This is a genomic window from Aureimonas pseudogalii (genome assembly GCF_014196835.1).
GTDB classification, from domain to species: domain Bacteria; phylum Pseudomonadota; class Alphaproteobacteria; order Rhizobiales; family Rhizobiaceae; genus Aureimonas; species Aureimonas pseudogalii.
The window spans coordinates 43,032-60,623 of record NZ_JACIEK010000002.1; the positions used below are offsets into that span (position 1 = coordinate 43,032).

The 17,592-nt window shown below is 69.2% G+C and carries 16 protein-coding genes; 10 read left to right on the plus strand and 6 right to left on the minus strand.

All coding sequences use genetic code 11. The features are described from left to right. Positions 1–38 precede the first annotated feature (38 nt). The 5 genes from GGR04_RS06725 (at position 39) to GGR04_RS06745 (ending at position 3,499) form a co-directional block, all read left to right on the plus strand. Positions 39–272 carry a DUF1674 domain-containing protein gene (locus GGR04_RS06725; protein WP_183199087.1) on the plus strand — a complete coding sequence of 78 codons (234 nt, stop codon included), beginning with the start codon at positions 39–41 and terminating at the stop codon, positions 270–272. Between the two features lie 72 nt (positions 273–344). After that, positions 345–803 carry a hypothetical protein gene (locus GGR04_RS06730; RefSeq protein ID WP_183199088.1) on the plus strand — a complete coding sequence of 153 codons (459 nt, stop codon included), beginning with the start codon at positions 345–347 and terminating at the stop codon, positions 801–803. A gap of 352 nt (positions 804–1,155) precedes the next feature. After that, on the plus strand, positions 1,156–1,638 hold the full coding sequence (locus tag GGR04_RS06735) for a thermonuclease family protein (protein ID WP_183199089.1): 483 nt from the start codon (positions 1,156–1,158) through the stop codon (positions 1,636–1,638). A gap of 131 nt (positions 1,639–1,769) precedes the next feature. Next, entirely contained in the window at positions 1,770–2,084 is a 315-nt protein-coding gene (locus GGR04_RS06740; protein WP_183199090.1) for a DMT family transporter, read from the plus strand. Positions 2,085–2,215: 131 nt separating this feature from the next. Continuing rightward, positions 2,216–3,499 (plus strand): class I SAM-dependent methyltransferase, encoded by a 1,284-nt coding sequence (locus tag GGR04_RS06745; protein WP_183199091.1) that lies wholly within the window; start codon positions 2,216–2,218, stop codon positions 3,497–3,499. 73 nt (positions 3,500–3,572) lie between these two features. Here the strand turns inward: GGR04_RS06745 and GGR04_RS06750 are convergent, their stop codons facing one another. From GGR04_RS06750 to GGR04_RS06770, 5 genes are all read right to left on the minus strand, one after another. Further along, positions 3,573–4,376, minus strand: coding sequence for a diguanylate cyclase domain-containing protein (locus tag GGR04_RS06750; protein ID WP_183199092.1), 804 nt, complete (start codon positions 4,374–4,376; stop codon positions 3,573–3,575). A gap of 27 nt (positions 4,377–4,403) precedes the next feature. Continuing rightward, positions 4,404–4,790 (minus strand): hypothetical protein, encoded by a 387-nt coding sequence (locus GGR04_RS06755; RefSeq protein ID WP_183199093.1) that lies wholly within the window; start codon positions 4,788–4,790, stop codon positions 4,404–4,406. A gap of 566 nt (positions 4,791–5,356) precedes the next feature. Next, complete coding sequence (gene acs, locus GGR04_RS06760; RefSeq protein ID WP_183199094.1) at positions 5,357–7,345, minus strand: acetate--CoA ligase; 1,989 nt, start codon at positions 7,343–7,345, stop codon at positions 5,357–5,359. Positions 7,346–7,468: 123 nt separating this feature from the next. Continuing rightward, positions 7,469–8,548, minus strand: a complete 1,080-nt coding sequence (locus GGR04_RS06765) for an AI-2E family transporter (RefSeq protein WP_183199095.1) — start codon at positions 8,546–8,548, stop codon at positions 7,469–7,471. A 143-nt stretch (positions 8,549–8,691) separates the two neighbouring features. Next, entirely contained in the window at positions 8,692–9,363 is a 672-nt protein-coding gene (locus GGR04_RS06770; RefSeq protein ID WP_183199096.1) for a YggS family pyridoxal phosphate-dependent enzyme, read from the minus strand. Positions 9,364–9,545: 182 nt separating this feature from the next. On the opposite strand from GGR04_RS06770, the gene GGR04_RS06775 reads away from it, so the two are divergent. Further along, positions 9,546–10,526: a Bug family tripartite tricarboxylate transporter substrate binding protein gene (locus GGR04_RS06775; protein WP_183199097.1), complete on the plus strand. Its 981-nt coding sequence runs from the start codon at positions 9,546–9,548 to the stop codon at positions 10,524–10,526. 85 nt (positions 10,527–10,611) lie between these two features. On the opposite strand, the gene GGR04_RS06780 is transcribed toward GGR04_RS06775, so the two are convergent. Then, positions 10,612–11,703, minus strand: a complete 1,092-nt coding sequence (locus GGR04_RS06780) for an HD-GYP domain-containing protein (RefSeq protein WP_183199098.1) — start codon at positions 11,701–11,703, stop codon at positions 10,612–10,614. Between the two features lie 304 nt (positions 11,704–12,007). Between GGR04_RS06780 and leuS the strand changes: the two genes are divergently transcribed. The 4 genes from leuS to GGR04_RS06800 all read left to right on the plus strand — a co-directional run bounded on the left by leuS (position 12,008) and on the right by GGR04_RS06800 (position 17,589). Next, positions 12,008–14,623: a leucine--tRNA ligase gene (leuS, locus tag GGR04_RS06785; RefSeq protein ID WP_183199099.1), complete on the plus strand. Its 2,616-nt coding sequence runs from the start codon at positions 12,008–12,010 to the stop codon at positions 14,621–14,623. Beyond that, positions 14,610–15,209 (plus strand): hypothetical protein, encoded by a 600-nt coding sequence (locus GGR04_RS06790; RefSeq protein ID WP_183199100.1) that lies wholly within the window; start codon positions 14,610–14,612, stop codon positions 15,207–15,209. Before leuS ends, GGR04_RS06790 begins: the two co-directional genes overlap by 14 nt. 14 nt (positions 15,210–15,223) lie before the next feature. After that, a complete protein-coding gene (gene holA / locus GGR04_RS06795; protein ID WP_183199101.1) occupies positions 15,224–16,270 on the plus strand; it encodes a DNA polymerase III subunit delta in 1,047 nt (348 codons plus the stop codon). 281 nt (positions 16,271–16,551) lie between these two features. Further along, positions 16,552–17,589 carry an aldo/keto reductase gene (locus GGR04_RS06800; protein ID WP_183199102.1) on the plus strand — a complete coding sequence of 346 codons (1,038 nt, stop codon included), beginning with the start codon at positions 16,552–16,554 and terminating at the stop codon, positions 17,587–17,589. Positions 17,590–17,592 lie beyond the last annotated feature (3 nt).

Sequence of the window (17,592 nt, forward strand, 5' to 3'; positions counted from 1 at the left end):
GATGGCGTGAACGCGGGCGAGCGGAGGAGGAAGGGCCGATGAGCGAGACCGAAACGAGCGCACAGACCGGCGATGCCGAGCCGACGCCGCGCGCCGACCTTCCGCCGGCGGCGCAACGCGCGCTGGCCGAGGCCGCGGCGCGCCGGGCGGCCCGCGAGACCGAGCCCTTTCCCGCCACGGAGCGCCCGCCCGAGATCGACGGGCGCAAGAGCGGCGTCGAGCCGGTGCGCTACGGCGACTGGGAGAAGAACGGCCTGATCTCGGATTTCTGAGGGCGATCGACGATCCGGATGCTATGGGAGATCGGGCCCGTCCTGGCGCCCTACCCTCCCAGGAGCCGATCGATGCAGACCCTCCCTCGAATGGTGCTCGCCTTGGTATTCCTGATGCCCTGCGTCCAGGCGCAGGCCAGCTCCGCCAACATCGCCATTCTCGAGGGGATGGGGATCCTCGACCAATGTTCGCGATCGTCGCCACCAGCGGGCAACGGCATCTGGACCCCCACATCGGCCGATATCGCGGCGCTCGAAGCTCTGCTGCCGGATGCGATCGGCGAGACGTGGGAAGGACACGGCCTCGACGTCTCTCAGCTGCAGAACCAGTATCATAGGCAATATGTCGGGATCGTGCGGGACGGAAAACGGTATCTTTACGGAAACGTCTTTCCTCTTGGCAGTGAAGAAGGTCTGTTTGACTGGCATCGCCGAGCCATGATCGTTTGCGACGGGGGCCCAGCCCACTTCGGGGTCGAGATGGATGTTGAAAGCGGCGTCATCACGTCTTTGTCTTTCAACGGCCGCTAGAGCTTTTCCCGAGAGATGCTGCGCCGGCTTTCACGCTGGGAGAAGGCGCTGACATATCAATTAAGCCCTTCCAAACGCTCTCGTCGCCGCCGCTCTTTGTTGCCGGGACAGACCCAACGACATTCGCGGTCCGTCGGGGCTGTATGAACGCTTCGTTCCTCAGGCAGCGGTGGCCAGTCGGAACGGCCTTCTTCAGCCGAACTCGAACGTCGCCAAATTCATCCAGACGACATAGGATTACAATCCCTGATCGTGGTCTGTATGAACGAGGGCGGTGATCTCCTGATTGACTTCCAGCGATTTCGGCGAGATCGCTATAGGAATTTAGTCTTTTGCCGACTATATCTCCTCCATGCTTCGTCTCGCCCCGCTTCTCCTTCTTCTCACCTTCGCCCCCGCGCTTGCCGACGATCTGCCGCCGCGCGAGATCGCGGGGCCGGTGACGGCGCGGGTGGTGAAGGTGCGCGACGGCGACACGGTGGAGGTGGAGGCGTATATCTGGCCGCTGCAGACGGTGTCGGTGGCGGTGCGCCTGCGCGGCGTCGATGCGCCGGAGCTGAAGGGCAAATGCGCCGCCGAAGAGGCCGCCGCGCGCGATGCGCGGGACCGGCTCACGGAGCTCGTCGGCGAGGGTCCGGTGCAGCTGACGAAGATTTCCGGCGACAAGTATTTCGGCCGGGTGCTCGCCGACATGGCGAGTGCGGGCGAGCCCGATCTCGGGCGTCGCCTTCTCGGCGAGGGGCTGGTGGACGCCTATGACGGCGGGCGGCGGCGAGACTGGTGCGCCGCTCTCGGCTTCCGCTCCGGCGACGGCGACACGCCCTCGCGCGGCTGATCGCGGGCCTCAAGTTCGGCAACGGCAGGCTTGACGCGGCGCGGTCCCGATCCGATCTAGGGGGGAGCACGGGGACGACCCCGCGCCATGCGGTATTACCGGGACGACCCGATCCAACGAACGGGTGTGTCATGCCCTATCTCCTCGTCGTCGTCGCCGGTCTTCTCGAAGTCGGCTGGGCCTTCTCGATGAAGCAGTCCGCCGGCTTCACGCGCCTCGGGCCGAGCCTCCTCACCTTCGTGCTGATGGCGGCAAGCTTCGCGCTCCTCTCCTTCGCCATGCGCTCCCTTCCGCTCGGCACGGCCTACGCCATCTGGACCGGCATCGGCGCGCTCGGCGCCTTCGCTGTCGGCATCCTCGTGCTAGGCGAACCCGCTTCCTCGACGCGCCTTCTCGCTGCTGCGCTGATCGGGGGCGGCATCGTGCTGATGAAGGTCGGATCTTGAGACCTTCTGGATTGCGCGTCTGCGATCCGTCGTCGGCACATCAAGACGCGGCAACCAAGACGGTCGCGCGCTAGCCATTGGATGCGCGTCCCGGTAGAACCCGAGTTTCACGTGAAACCCGGACGCCGCCCATGCCCGCTCTATCCACCGAAGCCCGCCTCGCCACCCTGGTTCGCGATGCCGTCGCGACCTTCCAGCCGGGCTTCGCCGTGCGGCTCTGGACGGGCGAGCGGCTGGGGCCGGCGACCGGGCCGGTGGTGGTGGTGCGCGAGGCGGGCGCGCTGTCGCGCCTCGCCTTCCGGCCGCGCATCGACACGCTGGTCGAACTCTGGATGGACAAGACGATCGACGTCGAGGACGGCTCGATCTTCGACATCGCCGCGGCCACGACGGGCGCGGTGCGCTCGAAGGACGGGCTGAAGCGCCTGCCGAAATGGCGAATGGCGCGCGCCCTGCCCGCGCTGTTCCGCCTGCGGCGCGCCGCCAAGAAGGCGGATGCTGCGGAAGTCGGCGCGGATGCCGGCGCCAGCGGCTCGACCAAGGCCGCGATCCAGTTTCACTACGACGTGTCCAATGCCTTCTACGCCACCTTCCTCGACGAGCGCATGGTCTATTCCTGCGCCTATTTCGACGGCTGGCACGACGACATCGCCAAAGCCCAGCGCGACAAGCTCGACATGATCTGCCGCAAGCTGCGCCTGCAGCCCGGCGAGCGTTTCCTCGACATCGGCTGCGGCTGGGGCGCGCTCCTCATCCACGCCGCCACCCACTACGGCGTGAGCGGGCACGGTGTGACGCTGAGCCAGGCGCAGTTCGACCTCGCCACCGCGCGGGTGCGCGAGGCCGGGCTCGAAGACCGGGTGACGATCGAGCTCAAACCCTTCCAGGCGCTCGCCGGCACGTTCGACAAGATCGCCTCGATAGGCATGTTCGAGCATGTCGGCTTCGCCCATCACGACGAATATTTCACCGCGGTGAAGCGCCTCCTGCGACCGCGCGGGCTCTACCTCCATCACACGATCGCCCGCCCCGCCAAGGCGACGCTGAAGCGCTTCCTCAAGGGTTCGCGCGAGTATCGCGCGCTGACGCGCTACATCTTTCCCGGCGGCGAGCTCGACTATATCGGCCACTCCCTGCAGAAGCTCGAGGCCAACCGGTTCGAGGTGCACGACGTCGAGAACTGGCGCGAGCACTATGGGCGCACCTGCCGGCTCTGGGCCGAGCGGCTGCGCGAGAACTTCCCCGCCGCGGTGGCCGAGGTCGGCGAGCCCCGCGCCCGGCTCTGGCTGCTCTATCTCGCGGGCTGTGCGCTGGCCTTCGAGCGCGGCACGGTGATGATCAACCAGACGCTCGCCTCGAAGCGCGACAAGGGCCCTTCCGGCCTGCCGCCGACGCGGGCCGACCTCTACCGCTAGCGGCGCGAAGGCCGATACCCGACCGGCGGGCGAGCATGGGTGTCCGTCGCCGGCTTCGGCCATAGACACGCGCTCAAGGCGCCGGTGCCGCCCCGTCGACATCGGGAGAATGGGGGGTCGCCGTCGCCGGAGCGCCGCAGACGCGATTGCGTCCGAGGCGCTTGGCTTCGTAGAGGGCGGCGTCGGCCGCCGCGAGCAGGGCGTCGAGGCCGCCGGCATTCGGATCGACGGCGACCGCGGTGCCGACGCTGATTGTGACGATGCCCGCCGGGCCGGGGCCGGGATGCGGCAGGCCCAGCGCCTTGATGGCGTGCCGCACGCCCTTGCCGAGAGTCTGCGTCGCCACCGGCGTGGCGCCGGGCAGGAGCACCAGAAACTCCTCGCCGCCGAAGCGGAAGGCGGCCGCATTCGGGCAGCCCTCGCGCAGCGCAGCGCGGATCGCATCGCTGACGAGGCGAATGCAGCGGTCGCCTTCGAGATGCCCCTGCGTGTCGTTGAAATGCTTGAAATGGTCGATGTCGAGAAGCAAAGCGCCGATCGGGTACGGCCCGTCACGACCCGCCAGCATCGCCCCCATCACCGCCAGATACCGCCGGTTGAACAGTCCCGTCAGGTGGTCGAGGCGGGCATTGTCCTCGATCTCCGCGCGCAGCAGATCTCCCCTCAGCCGCAGGAGAAAGCTGGAACGCTCGCCGCGCTCGAGCAGGAACGACGCCATGAGCAGCAGCGCCGAGGCGGTGAGGAAGAAGGTGACGACCGACTGGTAGCTGTCCACCGCGATGGTCGGCATGAAGGCCGTCGCCGTGAACTGCACCGCGAGCGCCGCGAGGATGCCAGCGAGGGCGAAGTGGACCCGCACGCGCTGGATGACCGTCATGTACATCATCGGCAGCAGCGAGCCGAACTAATAGGCGAGCGCGTGTTCGGTGCGGCTGAAGACGAGCACGACCGTGGGCAGGAAGACGCTCAGGACGGTGCCGCCTGCGATCAGCGCGTCGAACTGCCAGTCGCGGCGCGCCCGACGCAGGCACCAGAGCGCCGCGAGTACGACCGGCGTGAAGACCGCCAGCCGGGCGACCACCATCCACGCGAAGACGTCGGGGACCACCACCCAGTCGGTAACGAGGTAGAGATCGAACAGGATCATGGCGAGAACCAGCGTGATGCTGCCGACCTGGATCCGACCGGGCAGGCTTTCGGCCTCGAACCGCGCCTCCACGGCGGGTGTGAACTTCAGGCGGGAGAGGGCGGCGAGTTCGCGTTCGACGGCAGCGAGATCGATCGAGGTCATGGATGAGGGCCAATCGGCTACACGGATCACAGCCTTAGCCCGCGCCGCGTTTCCGGCGGCTTAAGGTTTCGAGCGAAGATGTCGGGATGGTTGATGCGCTGGCCCGTGGGCGAACGCAAAAGGCCACCTTCCATTCCTGGAAGGCGGCCCCGTGAAGTCTGTCACGCCGGAGGTCGTCGAGACCGTTCCCGGATCGACATATCGCTTACGCGTGGGAAGGAGACTGCTCCATCGAACCCGCGAGATACAAAGACCCAACCGGCATTTGGAAATCACTCGACATTGGATCACCTCCTTTCACGACGTTGAACACGAGAGGAATATGAGACGATCGTTTCCCCCTCGCAAGTCCTCTGATGCCGTTTTGGTCAGATTGCCGCAGGGCTCGAAATTTCGTCATGTTTCCGCTCCGCGTTCGCCATTTCCGTTCGGCCAGGGCAACGGCTTCGAACGGTCGTGGAGGCCCGCGGCCGTTCGATGGGCGTGATGCGGCGGGCGCGAGGGGATCTCGCAAAGCAAAGGGGCGCAGCGCCCCGGCCCTGTTTCCCTGCTCCTATCCCCCGGCCCTATCCCTTGCGGTTCTGCCGGTTGTCGACGAGATCCTCGACGACGCCGGGGTCGGCGAGGGTCGACGTGTCGCCGAGCGCGCCGAAATCGTCCTCGGCGATCTTGCGCAGGATGCGGCGCATGATCTTGCCCGAGCGCGTCTTCGGCAGGCCCGGCGAGAACTGGATCTTGTCGGGCGAGGCGATCGGACCGATCTCGTTGCGCACGTGGGCGACGAGCTCCTTCTTGAGTTCGTCCGAGGGCTCCTGCCCCTCCATCAGCGTGACGTAGCAGTAGATCCCCTGCCCCTTCACGTCGTGGGGATAGCCGACCACCGCCGCCTCCGAGACCTTCGGATGCGAGACGAGCGCCGACTCCACCTCGGCCGTGCCCATGCGATGGCCGGAAACGTTGATGACGTCGTCGACGCGGCCGGTGATCCACCAGTAGCCGTCCGCGTCGCGCCGGGCGCCGTCGCCGGTGAAGTACTTGCCGGGATAGGTCGAGAAATAGGTCTGCTCGAAGCGCTCGTGGTCGCCGTAGACGGTGCGCATCTGGCCGGGCCAACTGTCGGTGATGCAGAGATTGCCCTCGGTGGCGCCCTCCAGCACCGTGCCCTCGTTGTCGACGAGCTGCGGCTGCACGCCGAAGAACGGCGTCGTCGCCGAGCCGGGTTTCAAATCGGTCACGGCCGGCAGCGGCGAGATCAGGATGCCGCCGGTCTCGGTCTGCCACCAGGTGTCGACGATGGCGCAGCGCTCCTCGCCCACCACGTGATAGTACCAGTTCCAGGCTTCCGGGTTGATGGGCTCGCCGACCGAGCCGAGAAGGCGGATCGAGCGGCGCGAGGATTTCGCGACGAACGCGTCGCCGGCGCCCATCAGCGCGCGGATGGCGGTGGGCGCGGTGTAGAAGATGTTGACCTGGTGCTTGTCCACCACCTGCCACATGCGCCCGGCGTCGGGATAGTTGGGCACGCCCTCGAACATCAGCGTCGTGCCGCCGTTGGCGAGCGGCCCGTAGACGGAATAGGAATGGCCGGTGACCCAGCCGACGTCGGCGGTGCACCAGAAGACCTCGCCGGGGCGGTAGTCGAAGACGTATTGATGCGTCAGCGAGGCCCAGACGAGATAGCCGCCCGTGGTGTGCAGCACGCCCTTCGGCTTGCCGGTGGAGCCGGACGTGTAGAGGATGAAGAGCGGATCCTCGGCGCTCATCTCCTCCGGCGGGCAGTCGGGCGAGACGGTTTCGCGCAGCGAATGCCACCAGTGGTCGCGGCCCTCGCGCATCGCGACCTCGGCCCCGGTGCGGCGGATCACGAGCATCGCCTCCACCGCGTGGCCGGCTTTCGCCGCGATCTCCATCGCCTTGTCGGCATTGGCCTTGAGCGGCACCTTGCGCCCGGCGCGCAAGCCTTCGTCGGCGGTGATCAGCAGCTTCGTCGCCGAGCCCTCCATGCGCCCGCCGAGCGCATCGGGCGAGAAGCCGCCGAACACCACGGAGTGGATGGCGCCGATGCGCGCGCAGGCGAGCATCGCCACCGCCGCCTCGGGGATCATCGGCATGTAGATCGAGACGCGGTCGCCGCGGGCGACGCCGAGATCCTTCAGGACGTTGGCCATGCGGCAGACGTCCTCGTGCAACTCGCGATAGGAGATGCGGCGCGAATCCTGCGGGTCGTCGCCCTCCCAGATGATCGCGGTCTGGTCGCCCTTGTCGGCGAGATGCCGGTCGAGGCAGTTGGCGGAGAGGTTGAGCGTGCCGTCCTCGAACCATTGGATGGAGACGGCGCCCGGGGCAAACGAGGTGTTCTTCACCTTCGTGTAGGGCTTGATCCAGTCGAGCCGCTGGCCGTGCTCGCGCCAGAAGCCGTCGGGATCCTCCACCGAGCGCTCGTACCAGGCCTCGTAGTCGGCCTTCGTCAGAAGTGCCCCGACCTTCCACTCGTCCTTGACGGGAACGAGGGGCTTGACGGGCACGACGGGCTTGACGGCGACAACGGAACTCATCGGCTGGTATCCTCCCGGATGGATGCGACGGCGGCCCGGCTTGCCCGCCGGTTTCCGCCTTTCGACGCAGACTAGAGCGGCCCCGCCCTCCTGAAAACCCAAGCCGGCGCGCTTTCTGCGTGCTTACTCGGCGCTTTCGACGGGGCCACCGAGAACGTCCACCACGTAGAGTTCGCGCACCAGCGTCACCAGCACGGCGACGAAGGGCACGGCGAGCACGAAGCCCAAAAGCCCGAAGAGCAGGCCGAAAATGATCTGGACGCTGAGCGTCAGCGCCGGCGGCAGCGCCGAGGTGAAGCGCTGCGCCACCGGCTGGGCGACGTTGCTCTCGACGCCCTGGATCACGACGTAGACGCCGAGCGCCCAGAGCGCCATGTCGACGCCCTGCGCCAGCCCTGCCAGCACGATCACGACGCCCGCCACGAACGGCCCGAGCGTCGGGATGAAGGCGAGAAGTCCGGCCTGCAGCGCCAGCAGGAAGGCGTTGTCCATCCCGATCGCCCAGAGGCCGACCCAGGAGATCGAGAAGATCATCGCCATCGAGATGGCGTCGCCCGCCACCCACATGATCAGCGAGTGCGCGCTCTGTTCGAGAACGTCGGCGATGCGCGCGCGCTTCTCCTTGGGAAACAGCGACACCAGCCCGTCGCGGTAGAGGCCGGGCTGCCAGGCGATGAAGATGGCGAGGAAGAGCAGCACGAAGAAGTTGCCGAGCCCGCCGAGCGCCGAGAACACCGCCTTTCCGGCCGAGGAGACGAGGCCTGAGGGGTTGGGCAGCATGCTTTCCAGATCGTTGGCGGTGGTGTCGGGGCTGACGGGCAGGCCGAGATCGGCCAGCGACTTCAGGAGCGTGTTGGCCTGGTCGCGCACACCCGACAGGAGCTGGCTGAACTGCTGCACCACCGCCAGCCCGCCCCAGAGCACGGGCACGATGATGAGCGCCAGCGTCACGAGGAACACCGTCAGCATCGCCGCCCAGCGCGGCAGGCCGGTGCGCTGCAGGAGGCGCCCGAGGCCGCAGAAGATCGCGGCCAGCAGAAGGCTGCCGAAGATCAGGAAGAAGGCCGAGGCGGCGGCCGTGAAGATCACCACCAGCAGCACCATGGCGAGCACGATCGCGGCGGCCGTCACGGTGCGATAGGCGAAATTGGCGGTGGGCGGGGTTTCCGCGGGCGGCACCGGCACGGCGACGGGAAGGGACAAGGCGGGGGCTCCTCTCGCGGCCCCTCCGAAAGGGATGCCGGTTCGAGCCTCGCAGATAGCGGCCCGTCGCCCGGCGGGAAGGACGGCACGCCCGAGGACGGCGGCGCGCTGCCGCCCTGCCCTTCCGGCGCGGTGGCCCTCGGTCAGTCGCGCGTGCCGAAGATCGCCGAGCCGACGCGCACGCTCGTCGCGCCGAAGGGCACGGCGCGTTCGAAATCGCCGGACATGCCCATCGACAGGCGCTCCACCCCCGCCTCGCGCCCGAGCTTTTCGAGCAGCGCGAAATAGGGGCCGGGCGCCTGGTCGGCGGGGGGAATGGCCATCAGCCCCTCGATCGCCAGCCCGTGCTCGTCGCGGCAGCGGGCGACGAAGGCCACCGCCTCGCGCGGAGGGATGCCGGCCTTCTGCAGCTCCTCGCCGACATTCACCTGCACGTAGAGCCGCACCGCCCGGCCCTGGGCTGCCATCTCCTTGGCGAGTTCGCGGGCGATCTTCTCACGGTCCACGGTCTCGATCACGTCGAACAGCGCCACCGCGTCGGCGGCCTTGTTGGACTGCAGCGGGCCGATGAGATGCAATTCCACGCCTTCGTAGCGCTCGCGAAGCGCGGGCCATTTGCCCTGCGATTCCTGCACGCGGTTCTCGCCGAAGACGCGCTGGCCGGCCTCCAGCACCGGAACGACCTCGGCGGCGTCGAAGGTCTTCGACACCGCCACGAGCGCCACCGAACCGGGCGCGCGTCCGGCCTCGTCTTCCGCCGCGCGGATGCGGGCGCGAACCGCCTCGAGGCGCGTGGTGGAGGTCTCGTCGCTCATGGGGCTCTCGCGAAACGGAACAGGGGGCGGGTCGCTCCGACATATCGCACGGGGCCGCCGGGAAGAAAGGGCCGCGCGCGGCGCGGACGCCGCCTGCCGGCCTCGCCCTGCCCCCCGCCCGCTTGGCGACGCCGCCGGGTTGTGAAAAAACCACGGCAGCAATCCTCGGGAGGAAGAGCGCCATGCCCATCGACCGCCGCCGCTTCAACCGATCGCTCGCCGCCCTGGCCGGGGGCGCCTTCGTGCCGGGTCTCGGCGCCCGCACCGCGTGGGCCGCGACGCCCGAGGAGCTCACCATCATCGCCGCGGCGAGCACCGGCGGGGGCTACGACACGCTGGCGCGCACCGTGCAGCAGATCCTGGAGAGCGGCGACGTCGTGGGCAATGTCGAGGTGCTCAACGTGCCGGGCGCCGGCGGCACGGTGGGCCTCGCGCAGCTGGTGGGCTCGGGCACGCCCTCGACGCTGCTGACCACCGGTCTCGGCATGGTCGGCGCGGTGCTGATCAACAAGTCGGCGGTGACGCTGAGCGAGGCGACGCCGGTGGCGCGGCTGCAGGGCGAGTACCAGCCGCTCGTGGTGGCCGCCGCCTCGCCGATCCGCACGCTGGACGATCTCGCGGCCGCCTTCAACGCCGATCCCGGCGCCGTGTCCTGGGGCGGGTTCGGCATCGGCAGCCCCGACCATCTCCTCAGCGCGCAGGTGGTCAAGGCGATCGGCGGCGACGTGAAACGGATGAACTACATCGTGGTGGGCGCGGGCTCCGAGATGCTGCCGCTCGTCCTCTCCAACCAGATCACCGTGGCGACCGGCGGCTATGCCGAGTTCGGCGACCTCATCAAGAGCGGCGCGCTGCGGGCGCTCGCCATCTCCTCGCCCGAGCGCCTGCCGGGCATCGACGTGCCGACCTTGCGCGAGCAGGGCGTCGACACCGAACTCGTCAACTGGCGCGGCCTGATGGGCGCGCCCGGCCTGTCCGCCGACCAGCTCGCCGGGCTCGACGAGGCGCTCGGACGGCTGGCGAAGAGCGAAGCCTGGGCCGAGACCTGCACCCGGCGAGGCTGGCAGAACCTCCACATGCCCTCGGCCGAGTTCAAGACCTTCCTCGAGGCGGAGGATCGGCGCGTCACGGCGCTCATCGGCGAACTCGGCATCGCCGGCTGAGCGGACGCGAGCCGACGCCGAGGAGATCGCGCGTCGCTCGGGCCGACTGTCGTTGAAGGGGCGGAAAAGCCCTCCCGCGCCGGAGTCAGAAGCGGCGGGCCTCGCCTCGCAGGTCGCCCGAAGGATCGGAGAAGCCGTTCTCGACGAAGGGCAATGGCACCCCGCCCGCATCGAGGATCGGCCGCGTCTCCTCCCCCTGTTCGAGAAAGTCGATGAAGGCGTCGAGGAGGTCGCGGTCGAAATGCCCCTCCCACTGCGTCATCTGCGCCAGCGCCTCAGCCGACGACCAGGCGCGCTTGTAGGGCCGCAGCGTGGTGACGGCGTCGTAGACGTCGCAGATCGCGCCGATGCGCGCGGCGAGGCTGATCTCCTCGCCGGCCAGCCGCTCGGGATAGCCGCTCCCGTCGATCCGCTCGTGGTGGTGCATCGTGACGTCGAGGACGAGGTCGGAGAAGCCGCTGGCCTCGACGATCTCGTGGCCGTGCCGGGGATGGGTGCGGATGATCGCGATCTCGTCGGCGTCGAGCGATCCCGTCTTCGTGAGGATCACCGGCGGAAGCCTCACCTTGCCGATGTCGTGCATCAGTCCGGCGACGCCCATCTCGTGGACGGTTTCGCTGGCCATTCCCAGATGCCGGCCGAACGACACCATGAAGCCGCTCACCGCCACGGAATGGACATAGGTGTAGGCGTCGATCGACTTCAGCCGCGTCAGCTTGACCATGGCGACGGGGTTGTCGTCGATGGAGCGGACGATCTCGGTGACGATGCGCGACGAGCGGCCGGGATCGATCGACCGGCCGTTGCGAGCATCCGCGAACATCTGGTGCGTCGCCTTGCGGAAGCGCCCGACCACCTCGTCGCCGGGCACGCCGGATGCCGGCGCCGCGCCCTGCGTCGCCGCCCGAAGCGGCGATCGGGGGGACGGCCTCGGGAAAGGCGCCGTCTCCGCGAGGTCGGCGGCGCGCGGCGCATCCGGCACGGGCGGGCCCGCGCGCGTTCCGCGGCTTTCGTCGATCACCACGACGTCGATCTCGCTGCGGAACAGCCGGGCGAGATCGTCGGGATCGGTCAGCAGGAAGCGACGTCGCCAGAACGGATTGTCGAGCCAGCGCCCCTCCACTCGCTCGATGAACATGCCGAGGCGCAACTGGTTTCGGCCGATCCGTCTGAGCATGGGTGGGAATGGCTTTTCGGAAAGGCATGAGATGCGACGGTCATTTGATACCTTGCGCGTTCCTTTGTCACGCGTACCAATTGTATTCGTGTGATAATCGATCGTATTCCAGCTATTTTCGTTCGTGCGAGACAGATGGGCGCCGCGGACCCGCCAAGATCGGCGCCCTCCGCCGGGTTTGAGCATCCGGCATCCGCCGCCTCCGGCGAATCGCGCCCGTCGCCATTTTTCCCGTGCCCTCGCGCCGAGAAATCCATATGGATCGACGCAACCGACCCGACCCAGCACGAGACCCGCCGCCGCAATGCCCATCGAACGCTACAATCCCCGCGCCGCCGAACCCCGCTGGCAGGAGCGCTGGGCGCAGGATCGTCTCTTCGAGACCCGCACCGACGCGCCCGGGGAAAAGTACTACGTGCTGGAAATGTTCCCCTATCCGTCGGGGCGCATCCACATGGGCCATGTTCGCAACTACGCGATGGGCGACGTGGTGGCCCGCTACAAGCGGGCCAAGGGCTTGAACGTGCTGCATCCGATGGGCTGGGACGCCTTCGGCATGCCCGCCGAGAACGCCGCGATGCAGAACAAGGTGCACCCGGCGGAGTGGACCTATCAGAACATCGCGACGATGCGCGCGCAGCTGAAATCGATGGGCCTGTCGCTCGACTGGTCGCGCGAGTTCGCGACCTGCGACGTCGAGTACTACCATCGCCAGCAGATGCTCTTCCTCGATCTCCTCGACAAGGGCCTCGCCTATCGCCGCAAGTCGAAGGTGAACTGGGATCCCGTCGACAACACCGTGCTCGCCAACGAGCAGGTGATCGACGGGCGCGGCTGGCGCTCGGGCGCCGAGGTCGAGCAGCGCGAGCTGACGCAGTGGTTCTTCCGCATCACCGCCTTCGCCGAAGAGCTTCTCGCCGCGCTCGACCACCTGCCCGGCTGGCCCGAGAAGGTGCGCCTGATGCAGCGCAACTGGATCGGCCGCTCGGAAGGGCTGGTGGTGCGCTGGGCGCTCGCCGCCGGTGCGCCGGCCGGCATCGACGACCTCGAGGTCTTCACCACGCGGCCCGACACGCTGTTCGGCGCCTCGTTCCTGGCGGTCGCCGCCGACCATCCGCTGGCCAGGCAAGCCGCCGAAACGAACTCCGAACTCGCGGCCTTCGTCGAGGACGTCAAACGCGGCGGCACCTCGGCGGCCGAGATCGAGACCGCCGAGAAGCGCGGCTTCGACACTGGCCTTCGCGTCGTGCACCCGTTCGACCCCGACTGGACCCTGCCGGTCTACGTCGCCAATTTCGTGCTGATGGACTACGGCACCGGCGCCATCTTCGGCTGCCCGGCGCACGACCAGCGCGACCTCGACTTCGCCCGCAAATACGCCCTGCCCGTCCAGCCCGTGGTGCTGCCCGAGGGCGCCGACCCCGCCGCCTTCGCGGTGGCGGACGTCGCCTATGACGGCGAGGGCCGCTTGTTCCATTCGCGCTTCCTCGACGGGCTGACCCCGGCGGAAGGCTTCGCGGAGGTGGCCCGCCGGCTGGAGGCCGCCGAGCTTCACGGCCGCCGCCAAGCCGAGCGCCGCGTCAACTTCCGGCTGCGCGACTGGGGCATCTCGCGCCAGCGCTACTGGGGCTGCCCGATCCCGGTGCTGCATTGCGACACCTGCGGCGTGGTGCCGGAGGCGCGCGAGAACCTGCCGGTCAAGCTGCCCGCCGACATCGACTTCGACCTGCCGGGCAACCCGCTCGACCGCCATCCGACCTGGCGCCACGCCACCTGCCCGCAATGCGGCGGCGCGGCGCGGCGCGAGACCGACACGATGGACACGTTCGTCGATTCCTCGTGGTACTTCGCGCGCTTCACCGCGCCGCAGGCGTTCGAGCCGACCGACCCCCAGGCTGCCAACGCCTGGCTGCCGGTGGACCAGTATATCGGCGGCATCGAGCACGCGATCCTCCACCTCCTCTATTCGCGCTTCTTCACCCGCGCCATGCGCGCCACCGGCCATCTCGATCTCGACGAGCCCTTCAAGGGCCTGTTCACGCAAGGCATGGTGGTGCACGAGACCTACCGCATCGGCCGCGACTGGGTGGCCCCGGCCGACATCCGCATCGAGGGTGAAGGCGCGAGCCGGCGGGCGAGCCGCCTCTCCGACGGCGCAGCGGTCGAGATCGGCTCGATCGAGAAGATGTCGAAGTCGAAGAAGAACGTCGTCGATCCCGACGACATCATCGCCTCCTACGGCGCCGACACCGCGCGCTGGTTCATGCTGTCGGACTCGCCGCCCGAGCGCGACGTGATCTGGACGGAAGCGGGCGCCGAAGGCGCGCACCGCTTCGTGCAGCGCGTCTGGCGGCTCATTGGCGAGACCGCCGAGACGCTGGGCGAACACGACAAGGGCGGCGGCGAGCCCTCGCCCGCCGCGGTCGCCATCCGCCGCGCCGCACACCGCACGGCGGCGGGCGTCGGCGACGACATCGAGCGCCTCGCCTTCAACAAGGGCGTCGCGCGGCTCTACGAACTCGTCAACGCGCTGTCGGCCGCGCTGTCGCCAGAGGCGCTCGGCCGAGATCCGTCGCTCCGGCCGGCCGCGCGCGAGGCGCTCTCGGTGCTGGTGCGGCTGGTGGCGCCGATGATGCCGCATCTCGCCGAGGAATGCTGGCGGGCGCTCGGCGAGCCCGGCCTTGCCGCGAGCGCCCCCTGGCCGAGCGTCGATCCCGCGCTCCTCGTCGACGACGAGGTGACGCTGCCCGTCCAGGTCAACGGCAAGAAGCGCGGCGACATCACCGTCCCGGCCAAGGCCACGAAGGACGAGATCGAGGCCGCCACGCTGGCGCTGGATTTCGTGATCGAGGCCTTGGCCGGCGCGGCGCCCAAACGTATCGTGGTGGTTCCCGGGAGGATCGTGAATGTCGTCGTCTGAGGCTCGCCGCCCCGCCCTGCACGGCCTGTCCGCGCTCGCCCTCTTGGCGCTCCTCGCCGGCTGCACCGCCGGCCCGCTCTACGGCACAACGCATGTCGACCCCGCCACCGGCGCGCGCTCGAGCGGGCTCACCGAGCTGCGCGGGCGAATCGGCGTGTCGCAGGCCCCGACCCGCACCGCGCAGGTCTTCCGCAACGCCGTCCTCTACCGGCTGAACGGCGCGACGCCGGTCACCGCGCCGATCTACGAGCTGCGCTTCACCACCGCCGCCTCCGATCAGGTGGCCTCGGTGGAATCGGGCACCGGCGTGCCCACCGCCTCGCTCTACCGGATGACCGTCGACTACCAGCTCGTGCGCCTCGCCGACGGCGTGGTGATCGCGCGCGGGCAGCGCTTCGCCATGGCGCCCTACGACCGCTCGGTGCAGCTCTACGCCTCCGAGCGCGCCGTGATCGACGCGCGCGACCAGGCCGGCGCAGCCGTGGCCGAGCGGGTGCTCGCGGCGGTGGCGCCCATCCTGCAGCGCGAGAGCCTGAACCCGGCGCCCGGGCCCGCCGTCGTGACGCCCCCCGTGGCCAAGGGCTGAGGCGGAGCGCCGCGTTGGCCCAGCGCAAGGCCGGCGAGGTCGAGGCGTTCCTGTCGAGGCCCGACACGTCGTTTCCCGTGGTGCTCCTCTACGGCCCCGACCCCGGCCTCGTGTCGGAGCGCGCCAACACGGTCGCCCGGCTCTCGGGCGTCGACGCGGCCGACCCGTTCGCCAGCGTCGTGCTGGCGGCCGACGAGCTGGAGCGCGACATCGGCCGGCTCTTCGACGAGGCGCGCACCGTCTCGATGTTCGGCGGCCGGCGCCTCGTGCGGATCAAGGGTGCGGGCAACGGCAAGAACCTCGCCGATGCGGCGGCCGATCTCGCGCGCGATCCGCCGCCCGGCGTCACCGTCGTGATCGAGGCGGGCGACCTCAAGAAGAGTTCGGCCCTACGGGTGCAGATCGAGCGCGGCCATGCCGCGATGGCGCTGCCCTGCTTTCCCGACGAGGCGCGCGCGCTCGACAAGATGATCGACGAGGAGCTCGCCGCCTCGAAGCTCTCGATCGACCGCGCGACGCGCGAGCTGCTGCGCACGCGCCTCGGCGCCAACCGCATGGCCTCGCGCTCCGAGGTGCAGAAGCTCTGCCTCTACGCGCTCGGCCAGGCCGCCGTCACCGAGGCCGACGTCGAGACGATCGTCGGCGACGTCTCGGCCGACACGGTGGACGAGTCGGTAGACGCCGCCGCCTCCGGCGAGGTGCGGCGCCTGCCCGACCTTCTGGAGCGGCTGGTGGCGAGCGGCACCTCCACCCATCAGTTGCATTCCGCTCTGCAGCGGCACTTTCAGCAGTTGCTGCTGATGCGCGCCGAGGTGGAGGGGCAAGGGACTCCCGTCTCGGCGGCGGTGGAGAAGCGGCGCCCGCATTTTCGGCGCAAGCCCGCGATGGAGGCCGCGCTCTCGGCCTGGACCGGCGAGGCGATCGCCGCCGTCCTCCAGCGCATCGAGGCCGACATCCTCCTGTCGCGCCGCGAGGCCGCGCTCTCGGTCACCATCATGCGCCGCACGCTCACCGAGATCGGCGTCGAGGCGGCGCGCCGACGCACCCGAAGCCGGCGTTGAACGGGCAGGACAGGGCAGGGCAGGGCCGTCGCGCCGCCTTCGGGTCTGCGGTGGCGGCGGCGGCGGTTCGGGCCCGTCGCGGCGGGTAAAGGGCAGGCGGGTCGACGCCAAGGCCTTGACCGGTCCCTGCCTCGTGGAACGGCTGCGACCCGGCCCCCCTTGCGGCGACCGCGTCCAGACCGTCAGTGCCCGTCGCCGCGGCCCGGCCTTGCGGGACGCCGGCAACGGGTTCACACCGATGCTGCGGCCGGGAGAGAGGCCGATCGGGAGGATGAACCACGATGGACTACCGCACGCTCGGCCGATCCGGCCTCAAGGTTTCCACGCTGACGATGGGCACCATGACCTTCGGCGGCAAGGGCGGGTTCGCCGCCGCCGGCGCCACCGACGTCACCGAGGCGCGCCGCCTCGTGGATCTCTGTCTCGACGCCGGCGTCAACCTCATCGACACCGCCAACATGTATTCCGACGGCCTATCGGAGGAGATCGTCGGCGAGGTGCTCGGCGGCGAGCGCAAGAACGACGTCCTCATCGCCACGAAGGCGCGCATGCGCGTCGGCACCGGGCCGAACGACGAGGGCCTGTCGCGCCACCATCTCATACGCGAGTGCGAGCGCTCGCTGAAGCGCCTGCGCACCGACCATATCGACATCTACTACCTGCACGAATGGGACGGCACGACGCCGCTCGAGGAGACGATGGCCGCGCTCGACACGCTCGTCTCGCACGGCAAGGTCCGCTATGTCGGCTGCTCCAACTATGCGGGCTGGCAGGTGATGAAGGGGCTCGGGATCTCCGACCTCCGCGGTCACCCCCGCTTCGTCACCCAGCAGATCCACTACACGCTGGAGGCCCGCGAGGCCGAATACGAGTTGCTGCCGATCTCGGTCGATCAGGGGCTGGGCGTCCTCGTCTGGAGCCCGCTCGCCGGCGGCCTCCTCTCCGGCAAGTACGGGCGCGACGAGGTGACCGCCCGCCATCTCGGCGGCTGGACCGAGCCGCCGATCCGCGATCAGGACCGGCTGTGGCGGATCGTCGACGTTCTCAAGGCGATCGGTGCGGAGCGCGGCGTCTCGGCGGCGCAGGTGGCGCTCGCTTGGCTGCTCGGCCGCCCCGCGGTCTCCTCGCTCGTCATCGGCGGGCGCAACGAGGCGCAGTTCCGCGACAATCTGGCGGCGGCGACGCTGGTGCTGAGCGACGAGGAGCGCGCCCGGCTCGACACGGTGAGCAAGCCGCCGGTGCTCTATCCCTACTGGCACCAGCAGGCTTCGGCGCGCGATCGGTTCGGCCCCGCCGACCTCGTGATGGATCGAAGCTAAGCC